Origin of the sequence: Scytonema sp. HK-05, from assembly GCF_963872035.1 — a bacterium.
Classification (GTDB): Bacteria; Cyanobacteriota; Cyanobacteriia; order Cyanobacteriales; family Nostocaceae; genus Kalymmatonema.
The window spans coordinates 45,027-60,990 of sequence record NZ_CAWMYC010000099.1 but is presented as its reverse complement, the minus strand read 5'-3'; the positions used below and the strand labels follow the sequence as shown (position 1 = coordinate 60,990).

Below are 15,964 nucleotides of genomic sequence, written 5' to 3'. Positions count from 1 at the left end.
GAGTAAGTAATAGACTAAAATTGAGTTCTTCAGATCCCCGACTTCTTTAAGAAGTCGGGGATCTTAGACAGAAGATAGTTTATTCTTAACTTAAAATTAATTGATACATACTATAGAAAGAAATTTACCCACAGGAGGGTGAATAAAAGAGAGATAAAGTTCTCGGTTTAGTGACAAATCTTAAAGGTATAAGCAATGGTAACTCAAGGCTGTCAATAGCCATTTGTAGGATGAGGAGAGCCCCTCCTACTACTGTAAAATTATGAGTTCATGCACCTCAGATAGATACTCTAAAATAGAAATTCAATACTGAAAGACGAATTTCTAAAACCAGCCCTGCTTTTTCACGAAGTAGGTATCAACAAATTCGTCGTGGGATTTGTTCAAATAAATCATCCCTTCAATTAAACCTACAAGCTGCATAATCAAGAATGTAAATCCGTAGGTGAAATAACCTCCTACTAAGGAAATCACTAGCATGATAAATCCTTCTGGTGCATACCCAAGAATGAATTTATGGATACCAAAACCTCCAAAAATAATGCCGCAGTACCCAGCTAAAAGTTGTTTGGCGGCGTGACTGGGGGTGAAATTTGCCATATGCATCAAGCTCCTTCACTTTATAAATGATGTATAAAATTGAAATCTTATACTGCTATAAAATAATTCTGTTTAAGTACTGAGTATTAATAGTTTTTTATTAACCAGAATAAATACTAGTCAAACAGATATGCAAAAGCTGCGTACCACTAGTTTTTAGGGAACGCAAAAGCTTTCGAGGAGGGAGGTTTTCAGGACAACGCCTGAGACTACACTCGTCAATAACTGCTCTTTCTTTACTTTAACGAGAAATTCTAGTACAGCACTTTTGTACGATTTCTTGCCCAAAAATGCTTTTATTGAGAGTATTTTGCAATTAATGCGAAATACAACTATGCCCCATTACTTCATACAAGTTAACTAGTGCTATTTCCGGATTTTTTTTATTTCTCCTGACATAAGTATCAGTCTCCAAGCGCTTAACGACCCTACATACGCAGATCCTTATGTGTACTCCAGTTTACACATCTCTAGACGATTCATGAAAAGTGGAGTTCGCATTTCGTTTTTTATTCCGCCCATGCAGGGTTTGGGCTTTCAGACTTACCGCAATTTTTTGTAAGTGTTATCCGTAATAATATTTGTGCATTAAAGGTAGCATTGATCCACACTAAATACCAATAATGAATTGGTAAAAAATTGTAAATTTTTTTTAAAGATTTTGAGTATTTTCAATGGCAAGCAAAAAGTATTATTTACTAGTACTGCCTAAGACAAAAAGGCTTAGCAGAGTGCCGCTGTTCCAAAGGCTGTGGAGAAGCATAGGAGCAAGGAGATTGCGCGATCGCGTGTAAACGATCCCCAAGACAGTACCTAGGGCGAATAGTGGTAAAATTTCTGACAAGCTTAGATGAGCTGCTGCAAACAGAAAAGCACTGGCAAGAATTGATCCCCACACAGGTAAGTAACGAGTCAGGGAGGGTAATAAAAACCCGCGAAACAAAAGTTCTTCAAATATTGGGGCGGCGATCGCAGCCGTAGAGAAGAATATGCCAAGCGCCACAGTATCTTGACTTTCTAACGCCAGTTGCAACAAGGGATTACTACCACCTTGTCCTCGCCAGAGTTGTTGATTAATCAAAGACACGACCACCACTATGGGCAAAGCCACGCAATAGCCACCCAGCCCCCACAAAAACCACTTACCTCCTAACCGGAAGCGAAACCAGTCGTCTGGTAAAGGGAAAAAGCGTTTGATAGATAAATACAGTACTGATAGGGCACCAAATGCCACCAACAGGTAACTTACCAAGACGTATAATGCTTGAATTCTGACATTAGGGGCGGGACGCGGGATAGGGAGGAGAGATATGACTATGGGTACAAGAAGTTGTCCCATTAAGAAAAAGCCCACGACAAAAACTTGTAAAATCGTTTCCCCATCCCAAGGCGTTGACCAACCCACATCCGAATTTTGAGCCAATAAAGCTGTTTTCCCTTTAACAAGGCGCTGTCCAACCAAAAAAATCAGCAGCCCTAAACCTAAAAAAGCCGTCAGTGCTGGAACGGTTCCGATAATTGCTAATTTCAACAATGCTTGTTCAGCAGCTTCTTGTTGAACTGCTTCCAAGTCTGCCAAAGCATCCTGACGCTGCTGAAGTTGGTATACTTGACTCAGAGCAATATAGCGAAACCAACCTTCTAAATTCTTTTGAATCAGTTGTTCGGAAGAAGGCAAAATACGCGGGGGATCACTCCTCAGCCCTGCCAACACAGCAGCAGTTTTCTCAAATTCAGGATTAATGTCTGAACGTTGCTGTAATTGACTCCAAGTTTTCTGTGCCGTCTCTATTTTTCCTTGCTGCGCTTGTAAAATTCCCAGTCGCAAGTCTAATTCAGGAATCAATTTTTGCAGTTGGTTGACAGACTGCTGCAATTGTTGTTGCTGTACCTGACGAGAGGTGTTGGTAGCAGGAGGCAATTCTGGTTGCGGTTTAGGAGTTGTAGGAGTCGTCGCGGGTTGAGATTGGATCTGCGCCAGTTGCTTTTTGGCTTTTTCCAAATTAGTTTGAGCGGATTTACGCGCCTCTTGATACTGTTCTGTCGCGCTTTCAAGAGGTTTAACGCCCAGTAGTGCATCCTGCAATGACTTAAAATTCGCGTTCTTGTCATCTAACGGTTCCCAAGAAGCAGCTTGCAGCACAATATTTGTTTGATAAAGTTCCAAACGACTCTGGAACTGAGGTTCCTGCCAACTGCTTAACAAAGACGAGCCAGCAAACAATATCGCAACTAACGTCAGTATGATTAAACCCAACCGCTTGAGAGTCATCTGTTCTCCCTTAACTAACCAAATTTAGAGCGCAAGCTTCACAGATTCTCCTATGGAGGTTCACCTAGTGGGAATTTTCGCAAGAAAACGCTGTCAGAGTATAAATTTCTTAATACAGAGACAATGGTTCTCGACTCGATATCATCAGTGTAAGAGTCTGCAAGCAACTTCACTATCTTAAAGTACAAGCCATTGCACTGCTTGCCCTGTGGGGAGGATTTACCCAGTTCTGACGATACTCCTGTAAATAATCAATTGCAAGATTTGATCCCCAGTTTGCTCAAAGCAATCCTAGCTTAGGTATGGGTAAGCCGCATGGATTGGTTTTTTGGCGTTGACATGGGGATTTAGTACGATCTTGATGATCGCGCGATCGTACCAGAAGGATTTTTGAGTTTAGCGGTAGATCCTAATACTTGAAGTTGATTTTTGTGCCGACACTCTAGAAGGATGCGGCTACACAAACGAAGCCCGTAGTCAAATGTTTAACAAAATATACTAAAAATGAACCACAGATGCACACAGATAATTAAGTAGTGTTAATCTGTGTGCATCTGTGGTTCTAAATATCCATTAATCATATTTTTGCAAGAAGTCTAATCACCACCCAACTATAATATTTTCCCTCTCACCCAAGCGCGAAATGATTTTAGCAAGGCAATTTCCCCCACGGTTTTACTCTGCTCAATAAATCTGCTTATTTCACTAACTGAGACTGTGGGAAAAGCAATACTAAACTCACGCTCAACATATTGCCCTTCTACCAACTGATAAAATTTCAAATCTCGTCCGTTGTATCGCCATAGTTCAGGTACAGCCAACGCAGAGTAAATCGCTAATTTGTTAACTGAACTGCTGGTAATATCAATCTCAATTACTAAATCTGGCGGTGGATCAGTTTCTAAATCAAGTGTTTGCCTACCTCTAACAATAGGTTCGCTTTGGATGTAGTAACAGTTGTCTGGTTCTATTCCTCGCTTTGCTATTTGTCGTTTTAATGTTGTAGATCCAGCACTTTTAATGTCAATTTCTAGTTCTTCAACCAAGGCAAAGATAAAACGGTCGAATTGAATTTTAGAGTTTTCATGTTCAAAAAGTGGCGTCATAATTTCTAAAGTGCCACACTCATAAGCAAACCGAGAACCTCTATCCTCACCTGTTTCTGTTAGCAAGGCTTCAAAGGTTTCCCAGCTAATATTGTGCAGCACTGTTCTTTGTTCAGCAGGGGTTGAGGTAGTAATCATGCTTGAAAAATACCTGGCGATGTTCGTAATGGCGGCTATACAAACATGACGCGAAGCGGCTTCCCGAAGGGAAGTCCGCCTACGCGGACTTATATCATAGCGTGCGTAGGCAGGCTTTGTATGTGTGCCTGGTTTGCTCCCAGACTTCTAGTCTGAGGGGCGCAACAAACATTAGACTTCTTGTAAAAATACGATTTATGAATTTTTGAACCACAGATGGACACCGATGGACACCGATATTTATCTGTGTGCATCTGTCTTCATCTGTGGTTTAATTCCAAAAAAATTGACTTATGCAAGAGTTCTATTGTCCATCATCAACTTAACTTAAGAAACCGCCAAAGAAATCTAACGTTTCCTTCAACGCTTTGACAAAAACATCAATTTCTTCACGAGTGTTGTAGAAAGATAGACTAGCCCGTGCAGTCGCCGGAATCACTAAGTGGCGGTGTAATGGTTGCGTGCAGTGGTGTCCGGAACGGATGGCAATGCCTTCTTGGTCTAATAATGTAGATATGTCGTTAGCGTGAATTTCTCCGGCGGTGAATGCAGCAAGAGCAGCTCTGCCCAAACCTGCTACTTTAGGTTTAGGACCATAAATGCGAATTTGTGGAATTTGTTCTAGCTGCTCGAATAGATAGCCAGTCAATTCTGATTCGTAGGCATAGATTTTATCCATGCCAATCCCACTAAGGTAGTCTACCGCTGCACCAAGAGCAATTGTTTCTCCAATTGAAGGTGTACCCGCTTCAAATTTATGTGGTAAATCCGCGTAGGTAGAATGGTCTAAAAACACATCCGCAATCATTTCACCACCGCCCAAAAAGGGAGGCATTGATCGCAGCAATTCTAACTTGCCATACAAAAAGCCAATCCCTGTTGGAGCACACATTTTGTGACCAGAAGCCACCAACCAATCACAGTCAATTTGCTGCACGTTGATAGGCATATGAGGGACGCTTTGGCAAGCATCAATTAATACTTTCGCGCCATATTTATGAGCTATTTCGCAAATCTCCTTTACAGGGTTAATACAACCCAACGTATTAGAGACATGTACCAGCGACACCAATTTTGTTTTGTCGGAAACCAGCTTTTTGAACTGTTCCAAATCAAAAGTTTCTTCTGCAGCCAGTTCGACAAATTTCAGCACCGCACCCGTCTTTTGTGCGACAAAATGCCAGGGTACCAAATTACTGTGGTGTTCCATCACCGAGAGAATTATCTCATCCCCTCGCTGCAAATTGTTCATTCCCCAACTGTAAGCAACCAAGTTTATCGCCTCAGACGCATTGCGGGTGAAGACAATTTCCTGGCGCGATGCAGCATTTACAAACGCAGCAACTTTGTCTCTTGAGGCTTCGTAAGCGTCGGTGGCTTTGGCGCTGAGAATATGCACGCCACGATGCACGTTGGAATTGTACTGCTCGTAATAGTCTCGCAGGGTGTTGAGTACGAGCAAAGGTTTTTGCGACGTGGCGGCGTTGTCGAAGTAAATTAAGGGTTTGCCGTTAACTTCTTGGTGTAGTATCGGGAAGTCAGCACGGACTATATCAGCAAGGGTTTTTTCTTGGGTAAAAGTCATTTTAATTATTACTCATTAGTCATTAGCCATTGTAGAGACGCTTTCATTCAGCGCGTCTCTACATCTTTGTCATTAGTCATTAATTATTGACTGATAACTGTTGACGGTTTGTGTGAGTCTTTCTCGCAAAGAGGGTACAGGTATTTGGTTGATGATTTCGGCGGCGAAGGCGTTAATCAATAAGTTGCGAGCATCATTCTCATCGATACCCCGACTTTGCAAGTAGAAGATTTCATCATCTTCCAACTGGCTAACCGTAGCACCGTGGGCGCATTTTACGTTATCTGCGGTAATTTCCAATTGCGGCTTGGTATCAACTCTGGCTTTCGGCGACAACAGCAAGTTGCGGTTCAACTGTGCTGCATCTGTTAACTGTGCAGGCTTTGGAACAAAAATTTTGCCGTTAAACACTCCATGAGCGCGATCGCCCACGATACACTTATGCAATTGCCGACTCGTACTATAAGGATAATTGAGCGCGATCGCACTATGCGTATCCGCCAACTGGTTTCCCCCAATCATCGTCAATCCATTGAGGGTAGTTTCCGTTTGTTCACCAGTTTGCAAAATCTCTAAATTGTGGCGCGACAGCTTTCCACCAAAAGTTACCGCATGACAAGTATACCGACTGTCACGAGCTTGAGAAACAGCAGTCTTCCCAATATGGAAAGCCTCTGCACCTTCCAACTCAAGCCGAGTGTGACTCACCTGAGCATTTTCCTCTATCCAAATCTCCGTCACCGCATTGGTAAAGTAAACCTTCTCTGCGCTCTCTGCGCCTCTGCGGTTCGTAAATTCTTCCACCAACGTCACACTACTACCAGTCTCTGCCACCACCAAACAACGCGGTAGAGAAATCGAAGGAGCCTCTCCAGCAACAAGAAACACCAAATGAATCGGTGTTTCCACTACCACATTTTTCGCCACCCAAACCACCGCAACATCTTTTATTCCACTGGTATTGAGGGCGGTAAATACCTCATGTGCTCCCTCAGTTTGAGCCAAATATTGCTGCACGCGTGATTGTAGAGACGCGCCACCTCTCGTCTCTACAGGCAAATTAGTCAAATTGCTTACCACAATCCCATCAGGCAAATCTGCAACCGCTGATAACTCAGGCGTATAAATTCCGTTAACGAACACCAAGCGACTGTTAGCAGCTTCTGGTACTAGCAGCGTATCCGCTTGTACAGACGTTGCATCCAATGTCTCTACATTAAATTGCACTTTCCGCAAAGACGACAAATCAGTGAAGCGCCATTCTTCATCGCGGGTGGTGGGGAGAACCGATTTACGTACCCAAAGCGCGGCGCGTTCATGTAACTCCTGCAACCAAGCATCAACCTCAACAGACGCGCTATGGCGTGTCTGGACAACCTGATTTAACAACTCAGTTAGATAAGCATCCCTATCCAGCACAGTCGATGCCAAATCTACTGGATTTGAGTTAGGAACCGAACTGGGAGAAACCAGAATATTCATCACACACCTACCTCAGCCGCATTCTCTTCCAACACCCAGTCATAACCACGCGATTCTAACTCTAGCGCCAATTCCTTACCGCCACTGGTAAGAATTTGCCCGTTTGCCATCACATGGACGTAATCTGGCACGATGTAATTCAGTAATCGCTGATAGTGCGTAATCATAATCGTGGCATTTTCTGGACTCGCCAGCTGATTCACTCCATTCGCCACAATCTTTAGCGCGTCAATATCCAAACCCGAATCTGTTTCATCCAAAATTGCCAGCTTCGGTTCTAGCAGTGCCATTTGCAGAATCTCGTTGCGCTTCTTCTCGCCACCAGAGAAACCTTCATTTAAACTCCGACTCAGGAAAGCAGGATTCATCTTCACGACATCCAGCTTTTGCTCGATCAAATCATCAAAATCAAACGCATCCAATTCCTCTAAACCCTGCGCCTTACGACGCGAGTTGTAAGCCACCCGCAGGAAATCCAAATTGCTCACACCCGGAATTTCCAACGGATATTGAAACGCCAAAAATATCCCAGATCTAGCGCGTTCCTCTGGTTCCATTTCCAGCAAGTTTTGCCCTTGGAAAATTATCTCGCCGCCAGTCACTTCATACGCGGGATGTCCAGCCAAAACTTTAGAAAAAGTACTCTTACCAGAACCATTCGGTCCCATAATCGCATGGATTTCACCCAAGCGTACCTCAAGGTTCACACCTTTAAGAATAGGTGTTCCATCAACTTTTGCTGTCAAATTCCGTACAGACAGCACAACTTCACTATTCTCAATAATCATGCTTGTTCTCTCTCTCTTCTCTCTTCTTCCTTGGCGCACTTGGCGTCTTGGCGGTTAAATATTCAAACCACAGATGGACACAGATGCACACAGATAATTTATCTGCGTCCATCTGCTACAACCGGCTGTGGTTCCATTTACCCAACACTACCTTCCAACTTCAGACTCAGCAGCTTATCAGCTTCCACTGCAAACTCCATCGGTAGCTGATTAAACACATCCTTACAGAAGCCGCTAATCATCATCGAAATAGCATCTTCCGACGAAATCCCCCGCTGTGCAAAGTAGAATAGTTGGTCTTCCCCAATCTTGGAAGTGGAAGCTTCATGCTCCACCTTCGCAGTATGATTTTGTACTTGAATGTAAGGGAAAGTATTCGCGTGAGCATTATCCCCAATCAGCATTGAGTCGCACTGGGAATAGTTCCGCGCCCCTTGTGCCTTGGGATTGATTTTCACCAAACCCCGGTAGCTATTACTAGATTGTCCGGCAGAAATTCCCTTAGAAATAATCGTGCTGCGGGTGTTCTTACCAACGTGAATCATCTTTGTACCGGTATCGGCTTGCTGCATATTATTTGTCAGCGCCACCGAGTAGAATTCACCCACAGAGTTATCACCCACTAGCACACAGCTAGGATACTTCCAAGTGATAGCCGAACCAGTTTCTACCTGTGTCCAAGAAATCTTGGAATTAACACCTTGACACAAACCGCGCTTGGTGACGAAGTTGTAAATACCGCCTTTGCCATTCGCATCACCAGCGTACCAGTTCTGCACGGTGGAATATTTAATTTCGGCGTTGTCGAGAGCGACGAGTTCTACGACAGCGGCGTGTAGCTGGTTGCTGTCATACATCGGCGCGGTGCAGCCTTCCAGGTAGGAAACATAGCTACCTTCTTCAGCAACAATCAGTGTCCGCTCGAATTGTCCAGTCTCACCATTGTTGATGCGGAAGTAGGTAGACAGTTCCATCGGGCATTTTACGCCTTTGGGTATATAGACGAAGGAACCATCGCTAAATACAGCGGCATTGAGAGCTGCAAAGTAATTATCTGCGGCTGGGACAACGCTACCCAAGTACTTCTGCACCAATTCTGGATATTCCTGCAATGCTTCCGAAATTGAGCAGAAGATAACACCATCTTTAAGCAGCTTTTCTTTAAAGGTGGTACCGATGGAAACGCTATCGAAAATCGCATCAACGGCGACGTTTGCCAGTCGCTTTTGTTCTGATAAGGGAATGCCTAGCTTCTCAAAAGTATCCAACAAAGTTGGATCAACTTCGTCCAAGCTGTTAAGCTTTTGTTTTGCTTGCTTGGGTGCGGAGTAGTAGATGATATTTTGATAATCTATCAGAGGATACTTAACGCTTGGCCAAGTTGGTTCTGCCATTTTTTGCCACTGGCGAAAAGCTCTCAGGCGAAAATCCAACATGAACTCCGGCTCGTTTTTCTTGGCGGAGATGAGGCGGACGATGTCCTCGTTTAGTCCACGCGGAATCATGTCGGCTTCAATGTCGGTGATAAAGCCGTACTTGTATGGCTGGTTGACTAAGGTTTTGACAGTGGCACTCATCGGTAGTTTTCTCTTGTGTTCGCTGTATGGAATCTCTTTAAGGATGGGAGACGGGCTTTTTGTAGCCGATTCCCAGATTGAGTAACCAAGTGGTTACGGGACTGCTAAAATAAGTATAGAGACTAAAACAACAACTATGTTGTTTAACTTATCTTCATTTTAAGCTAGATTAACAACAACATTGTTGTCAAAATCATATTTTCTTCAAAACAAATGAATTTTTAGGACGATGATGGTGACTATCCAGCAGTCCTCAACAAAGCAAGATATTCTAGAATATCTGCTGAAACACCCGCAGACTACAGCTTTTGATTTAGCCGAGGCTCTTGATATTAGCCCCCAAGCGATTCGTCGTCATCTTAAGGATTTAGAGGCGGAGCAACTGATTTCTTTCTCTTTGTCCGTGCAAGGGGGAATGGGGCGTCCGCAGCATATTTATCAATTAACTCATCAGGGACGCGATCGCCTGAGTAAAGAAGTTGCCGATAGCTACGGTCAATTTGCTGTTTCTCTACTGGATACATTAGCAGAAACGGTAGGACGCGACCAAGTCAGTTCAATTTTACGAAAGCAGTGGGAGCGTAAAGCACAAGAATATCGAGAACGCCTGGGTAACGCTTCCTTATCACAAAGGGTGGCAACTTTGGTAGAACTGAGAAAAGCTGAAGGCTTCATGGCTGAATCTCACCCTGTAGAATCGAGTGAGTCATCGCAAGGCGAAGGATTTATCCTCATGGAACACAACTGTGCAATTTCTAACGTTGCCGAGTCTTTCCCCAGCGTCTGCGGTCATGAATTAGAAATGTTTGCCGCAGTTTTACCAGATTGTACAGTAGAGCGTACGCACTGGATTATTAACGGCGAACATCGCTGCGGTTATTTAGTACAAGAGCGAAAAAACAGAGCTTAACTTTTCCATGAAATGAGTACCCCCAACCAGTGGGGACTTCATATTAAGTCTAAGTCATGAATTATAAATAATTCGTAGTAGGCTTTACCAATCTGTGATGATTCATCACCAGTTACAACTACTAAATTTGAGTCAGTTTTAGAGAAAAGTTATGGAGTTACCATCACAGCAATCAACACCACAATTTTTAACTCCAGAAGAGGCAGTCAAAGTCGATGCTGCTTTGCTTTCCTCACCGGAGAAATTTTTAACCAGATTGACAATTTCATCACTCAGGCTTTTGAAACAAATTGCTCAAGAGTATGAAGTAAAGATTGAAGATTTGACAGCGCAACAGGTCATTGCTTGGTTTGAAAAAGATGGGAAGATTCGGCGAGAGCAAGGAATTGAGGCGGCGTACTTGAAGTGGTAGTGGGAAATAGTTAGTTGTTAACAACTAACTACTAACCAGTAACTACTACCAATAACAAAAAAGCACCTTAATTAAGGTGCTATAAAAAGAAGATATATTTATTTTTATCAACAAGTTTTTAGGCGTGATGGGTAGTGCGCGGACTGCGAGCTCCAGCAGCAGCTCCAATCATTGAAGCGAGTAAACCTAACAAGGAACCGAATACAAACCACCACAAGCCCGAACGTACATTTGCTGCAATCTCACGAGCTTGTTGAGCAGTAACGTTGCTTTGCGGTACATTCACGCCACCTTGCCGCTGCACTTGGTTAATAACTTCTCCAGCATTGGAAGCAGCAACACCAAAAGCACCCGATACTCCACTTGCTAACAGCCAAGAGCTTAATGCTAAAGTTGTTGCCCAAAGTATTGCGCCGTTGAGAAGAGCTGTATTGCGGTTCATTGGACCACAAGCACGAGCCATAACCCAAGCACCAGTAAACAGGGAAATCAACAAACCGATGGTTGACCAAATCCCCGCATTACCTGCAACGTTAGGTGCAATTGTTCTGGGTGCGCCTGAACCTTCAACAGTGCCTGCTGCGATCGCGCTAAACATGGCGCTCAAAATCAATTGAGTTGCTAAGGCAACCAACAAACCAGAAATAATAGGACCCCAGCGAACACGGTCGTGGTAATCGCCTACTCGACCGATCACAGGCTCGGTAATAACTTCGTCACCTAGTCGATTTGTGTATGACATACTATATTTTCCCCTTAACTACTCCACTAAACTTTTTTCTCAGGTTTTCATGCTAATGATTAAAATTAAATGGCTTGTGATGATTTTACATATCTATCAGTGGAAATAATTAAGAAGTCTATCTTTAGTTATAAGAATATTATTATTTTCACAACATTTGTTTAACTTTTATTAAGTGTTAATACCTTGACCAAATTGAAAATTTTTGATGATAATTTACAAAATTTCAAAAGACCAATCAGATGAAACTAACATTTTTTAATTATAGCTCTCTTTTTTTAATTACAGTTAATCTATCATTTAATCAATATCAAAATACTTATTAGTAAACAGTTATTAGTGAACAGATAATAACTATATAAATACCATTTAATTTAAGAAATGTTGTTAATGGTTGTTTAGTACTTAGTCGGTAGTTGGAGCGTTGTTTATCACTACCGACTACCCACTAGCAGTCATAACGAGTCAGTTCACAATATTTAGAATTGCTGTAATAACTGCTAACGCAGTTTCACAGCGGTGCCTGTGGCAGTAATCAGTATGAGAACACCTGATTGGTCAACATTGATTGTGCCAGTATCGACTTCAATGCCAACGACAGCATCTGCTCCTAAACGTAATGCCCGTCGCTCTAATTCTTCTAAAGCCTTGCGTTGACCCTCCTCAAAGAGGCGTTCGTAGCTACCCGTGCGCCCACCGATAATATCGCGGATGCTAGCAAAAAAATCTCGGAGGAAATTGCTGCCATAGACAACTTCCGCCGTCACAATCCCTAAATATGACTGAATGATGGTTCCTTGAATCACATCGGTCGTAGTTAAAATCATATATTTGCCTCAAAAACATAACTGTCAGTTCATACTGGTGTTTGGATTTTCAAGTGTAGAAGCAGATACCTGAAAAGCAGATTGTATGAAAAATGAATGTTAATTTACTGTAATTTCACAGAACAAAAGGAAAATTATCGTAAATATTTTGTAAAAGTAAACAAATAGAGTTTGCAAAACCAAATATATCTGTTTTAATGGACAATCAACCACGGAGATTGTAGAAAAAAGTTGCAGAAACTTTCAGGTAATTTACTGTGTATAATCGAACATCATTGATAGTAAGTGTTCTCCTAGTAGGAAGCTTTGTAGCAACAATACCCTTGGTAGCTCAGGCTCAAGAAGCACTACCACAACAGCAAAGCAGCCAGGAGTTAAAGGGACTTTTGGAGGAAGGGCGGAGGCTGGTAGATAGTGGTGATTACAATGGGGCGATCGCCATCTATCAAAGAGCAGCTGCTGTAGAACCAAAAAACGCCACGATTTATTCTGGCATTGGCTATCTCTACGCCCAACAAGGGAATTTTCCCGCAGCACTACAGGCTTACCGTCGTGCTGTTGCCCTTAATCCTAACAATAGCGATTATCAATATGCTTTGGGTTATGTCAGTGGCAATTTGGGAGATAACAAGGGCGCAAAGGAAGCCTACCGTCAAGCGATACAAGCTAACCGGAGTAATGTCAACGCTTATATAGGGTTGGCTACAGTTCTGTTGCGTTTAGGAGAGAACAACAATCTGAAATGGGCATACGAACAAGCTGTCAACCTTGACCCGAAAAATCCTCAAATCTATGAGTTGCGGGGTAATATCTTAATGAAGCAGGGCAAATCAAGAGAAGCAATTACAGTGTTTCAACAAGCCCGGGATTTATACCAAAAGCAGGGTATGCAGGACGGCGTAGCAAGGGTAGAAGCCGTACTCCGAACTTTGAGGGGGTAAGATTAGTCCAACTTGCGTCCGGTGAGTTCAACGAAAATATCTTCTAAGTTAGAGGGACGTACCATCATCCCTGTTTTATCATTTTGTTGATTTAGGTACAAGTTTGCATCTTCCAAAGTGGGGAAAAAGAGATATTCCCAACGGTCTCCTGTTTGCTTCATGACCAAACCTTCGCCATGAGCGGAGCGCAACTGTTGTAGGGTGCCAAGAGAAATTAATCTACCACTATCCATAATGCCAATGCGATCGCACAAATACTCCACCTCATCCATATAATGAGTAGTGAGCAGCATTGTCATCCCTTGCTTATTCAAATCCCGAATAATCTCCCAAAGACGTCGCCTTGTTTGGGGGTCTAGTCCTACCGTCGGTTCATCTAGAAACAGAATTTGCGGTTGATGCAACAACGCTCTGGCTATCTGTAGCCGCCGCTTCATACCCCCAGACAGGGTTTTTACCAAGTCATCGCGTTTGGTTGCCAGTTCAACATACTCCAGCCATTGATTAATCAATCGCTGTCGCTTAGGATTGGCAATGTGATGTAGCCTGCCGTGCAGCTCCATATTTTCCCACACGGTTAAATCGTTATCCACACTAATTTGCTGCAACACAACGCCAATATGCTGCTTTGCTAATATCGATTGCGACACTACATTATAACCAGATACCTCTATCCGTCCCTGGCTTGGTTTCGTCAGCGTGGTCAACATCCGAATTGTCGTAGATTTCCCCGCACCATTCGGACCAAGTAAACCAAACATTTCTCCCGCATTAATTGTAAATGAGAGGTCATTGACCACGGGAACATTATTGTAAATCTTGTAAACGTTTTCTAGGTGAACAGCAACAGTCATGGATAGCTTGGCAAGAGAGAACTTGATCGCCTGTTGTGACCATTGTGCCAGAAGAGAACGCTTTACTCTATTTATCTATCTCTATTTATCTATATTTATTTTTTGGAAAACAAACAAATCCCCTGCCCCTTATACTATTATGGGGCAAGGGGGGTAACAAGTCACAAACATTTCAGAAAACGGGATTACATCAAGTTGTTAACTCACTCTCGCAAAACTAACCAGAATATCTAAAGCCAAACTAAACACTGATTTGAGGTTATACTAAATAGGGTACTTCCTACACGTACTTCAATTGCTATTGCCAATATATTTTCCATTGGAAGTCCCATCCTCACCACAAGAACTGCTATTCTTTGGTAAGGTTTGTACGGGCTGAGAGGGTTCAAGTAACTTGAGATGGTTTGTCTGTGACGTTGATTCTACATGAGCAATGATGTCCCTAAGTCGATCATTGACTACTGTTGGTCGATGTTGTCTTCTCATACGTTCCACTCCTAAAATAGTAGATCACCCAACTGACGACAAATAGTGGAAACTTTAATTATATCTCAATTCAAGGTTTGGTTAAGGTACAGGTACAACAGAGCGATTTTTTAGATCGCCCTACTTCATGATCTATCACCATCGCCTGCTTTAGCAATGACATCTGCAATACCATTTGCTTTTTAAAATGTTAAGAAAAATTGAGTTGTTTTATATATATAGAAATATTATTAAGTTTCAAGAACGCATATACTCTATTTGATAGATGACACAAAGCCAGACTTATGCAGTACTAAGGCTGATGGTTCGCTATTAGCAAAATTGATAAATGCTTGAGTCGGCTTTCGTCTTTTTCGAGACAAGAGCGATGGTACGTACTATTTGATACTTGCCAGTTTCTACATTTTCTGGCGTCGCTTCTACATTATTAAGCCTGAGGCGGTTGACCGGTAGTTGGTGAGAAATGGCGTAAGCTGAAGAAAAAGCAGCAATGCTGTAAGGTGTGTTTTGTACTGGTGCAATGACATCTTTCTCGTCCCTAAAAATGACTGCTGACGGCGAATTCTTCAAATTACCAAGATAATGCTTCCGTTTTACTAGATGTCACCTCGGTTGGCGATCGCCAACCGAGGATGGTTGCACCAGAGGCTAACCTGAAAACTGGTTTACCCCGCTTCCATGTCTTTCGTCAAGGTGAATTGTTGACACTCCTCAGCCGTCATGCTGAGGATTCTTGCTTCAACCGTCCGGACTAGATACTTGAATCTTGCATTCAAGTATCCCCGTTTGGATACGTCCACTTTTCGCAAGGACTGCCCGACCGCGTTTGAAAAGATTTGTTCAATTACTTCTATCTCTTTCCTACAACAAGAGCACGAAGCTGAGCATTGTAGCTGGGGAGTACCCAATATTGCCTCACTAGAGCCTTTTAGACTACGGGCAATAGTATAATTTCATACTTTTAGTACGCTGTCAATAAAAAGCGGCCCTACAAGGGCGGGGCTTTAAACCCAAATTTTCGGTAAAATAACTCACTGATATCCAAGATGTGATTATTTAATTGTCTGTGGTGTTTATAATTGGGCTGCAACTAGTTTATCAAGGGCTCTTTGCTAGTTCGTCCTGATGGGAAATCAGCAATTCTTGAAGGATTAAATCCACAGATAGAGTTTCGGATTTTAGAAAAGATTGGGAATGACTAACCAGCGGTAGATAGAATTACAGGGGTGCAAAGTTTAACGGTA

Annotated in this window: 16 protein-coding genes; 4 read left to right on the top strand and 12 right to left on the bottom strand. The window is 42.7% G+C overall.

Translation table 11 applies throughout. From position 1 onward, the window contains the following. Nucleotides 1-324: 324 nt before the first annotated feature. From AACT52_RS16590 to sufB, 7 genes are all read right to left on the bottom strand, one after another. The gene (locus AACT52_RS16590) at nucleotides 325-600 is read right to left on the bottom strand and encodes a TM2 domain-containing protein (protein ID WP_073632368.1); all 276 of its coding nucleotides are present in this window, start codon (nucleotides 598-600) and stop codon (nucleotides 325-327) included. Between the two features lie 691 nt (nucleotides 601-1,291). Continuing rightward, the gene (locus AACT52_RS16585) at nucleotides 1,292-2,872 is read right to left on the bottom strand and encodes a CPBP family intramembrane glutamic endopeptidase (RefSeq protein WP_073632367.1); all 1,581 of its coding nucleotides are present in this window, start codon (nucleotides 2,870-2,872) and stop codon (nucleotides 1,292-1,294) included. Nucleotides 2,873-3,483: 611 nt separating this feature from the next. Then, nucleotides 3,484-4,116: a Uma2 family endonuclease gene (locus tag AACT52_RS16580; protein ID WP_073632365.1), complete on the bottom strand. Its 633-nt coding sequence runs from the start codon at nucleotides 4,114-4,116 to the stop codon at nucleotides 3,484-3,486. A 322-nt stretch (nucleotides 4,117-4,438) separates the two neighbouring features. Next, the gene (locus tag AACT52_RS16575; RefSeq protein WP_073632364.1) at nucleotides 4,439-5,701 is read right to left on the bottom strand and encodes a SufS family cysteine desulfurase; all 1,263 of its coding nucleotides are present in this window, start codon (nucleotides 5,699-5,701) and stop codon (nucleotides 4,439-4,441) included. Between the two features lie 72 nt (nucleotides 5,702-5,773). Beyond that, on the bottom strand, nucleotides 5,774-7,183 hold the full coding sequence (sufD, locus tag AACT52_RS16570; protein WP_073632362.1) for a Fe-S cluster assembly protein SufD: 1,410 nt from the start codon (nucleotides 7,181-7,183) through the stop codon (nucleotides 5,774-5,776). Beyond that, a complete protein-coding gene (sufC, locus tag AACT52_RS16565; RefSeq protein WP_073632360.1) occupies nucleotides 7,183-7,971 on the bottom strand; it encodes a Fe-S cluster assembly ATPase SufC in 789 nt (262 codons plus the stop codon). Before sufC ends, sufD begins: the two co-directional genes overlap by 1 nt. Nucleotides 7,972-8,108: 137 nt before the next feature. Continuing rightward, nucleotides 8,109-9,548, bottom strand: coding sequence for a Fe-S cluster assembly protein SufB (gene sufB / locus AACT52_RS16560; protein WP_073632358.1), 1,440 nt, complete (start codon nucleotides 9,546-9,548; stop codon nucleotides 8,109-8,111). A gap of 232 nt (nucleotides 9,549-9,780) precedes the next feature. Between sufB and sufR the strand changes: the two genes are divergently transcribed. After that, on the top strand, nucleotides 9,781-10,458 hold the full coding sequence (sufR, locus tag AACT52_RS16555) for an iron-sulfur cluster biosynthesis transcriptional regulator SufR (protein WP_073632433.1): 678 nt from the start codon (nucleotides 9,781-9,783) through the stop codon (nucleotides 10,456-10,458). Between the two features lie 151 nt (nucleotides 10,459-10,609). Next, nucleotides 10,610-10,870, top strand: a complete 261-nt coding sequence (locus tag AACT52_RS16550) for a hypothetical protein (protein WP_073632356.1) — start codon at nucleotides 10,610-10,612, stop codon at nucleotides 10,868-10,870. 118 nt (nucleotides 10,871-10,988) lie between these two features. Here AACT52_RS16550 and AACT52_RS16545 read toward each other — a convergent pair whose 3' ends face one another. Both AACT52_RS16545 and AACT52_RS16540 read right to left on the bottom strand, forming a co-directional pair. Next, entirely contained in the window at nucleotides 10,989-11,612 is a 624-nt protein-coding gene (locus tag AACT52_RS16545) for a hypothetical protein (protein WP_073632354.1), read from the bottom strand. A 500-nt stretch (nucleotides 11,613-12,112) separates the two neighbouring features. Continuing rightward, nucleotides 12,113-12,439: a YbjQ family protein gene (locus AACT52_RS16540; RefSeq protein WP_073632352.1), complete on the bottom strand. Its 327-nt coding sequence runs from the start codon at nucleotides 12,437-12,439 to the stop codon at nucleotides 12,113-12,115. A 257-nt stretch (nucleotides 12,440-12,696) separates the two neighbouring features. Here AACT52_RS16540 and AACT52_RS16535 point away from each other — a divergent pair, with 257 nt between their 5' ends. Further along, on the top strand, nucleotides 12,697-13,380 hold the full coding sequence (locus AACT52_RS16535; RefSeq protein WP_073632350.1) for a tetratricopeptide repeat protein: 684 nt from the start codon (nucleotides 12,697-12,699) through the stop codon (nucleotides 13,378-13,380). Between the two features lie 2 nt (nucleotides 13,381-13,382). On the opposite strand, the gene AACT52_RS16530 is transcribed toward AACT52_RS16535, so the two are convergent. From AACT52_RS16530 to AACT52_RS16520, 3 genes are all read right to left on the bottom strand, one after another. Next, nucleotides 13,383-14,234, bottom strand: coding sequence for an ABC transporter ATP-binding protein (locus tag AACT52_RS16530; protein ID WP_073632348.1), 852 nt, complete (start codon nucleotides 14,232-14,234; stop codon nucleotides 13,383-13,385). A 291-nt stretch (nucleotides 14,235-14,525) separates the two neighbouring features. Then, nucleotides 14,526-14,720, bottom strand: coding sequence for a hypothetical protein (locus AACT52_RS16525; RefSeq protein WP_073632346.1), 195 nt, complete (start codon nucleotides 14,718-14,720; stop codon nucleotides 14,526-14,528). Nucleotides 14,721-15,032: 312 nt separating this feature from the next. Then, the gene (locus AACT52_RS16520; RefSeq protein ID WP_073632344.1) at nucleotides 15,033-15,290 is read right to left on the bottom strand and encodes a hypothetical protein; all 258 of its coding nucleotides are present in this window, start codon (nucleotides 15,288-15,290) and stop codon (nucleotides 15,033-15,035) included. Between the two features lie 62 nt (nucleotides 15,291-15,352). On the opposite strand from AACT52_RS16520, the gene AACT52_RS16515 reads away from it, so the two are divergent. Further along, complete coding sequence (locus AACT52_RS16515) at nucleotides 15,353-15,475, top strand: hypothetical protein (RefSeq protein WP_272937104.1); 123 nt, start codon at nucleotides 15,353-15,355, stop codon at nucleotides 15,473-15,475. Nucleotides 15,476-15,964 lie beyond the last annotated feature (489 nt).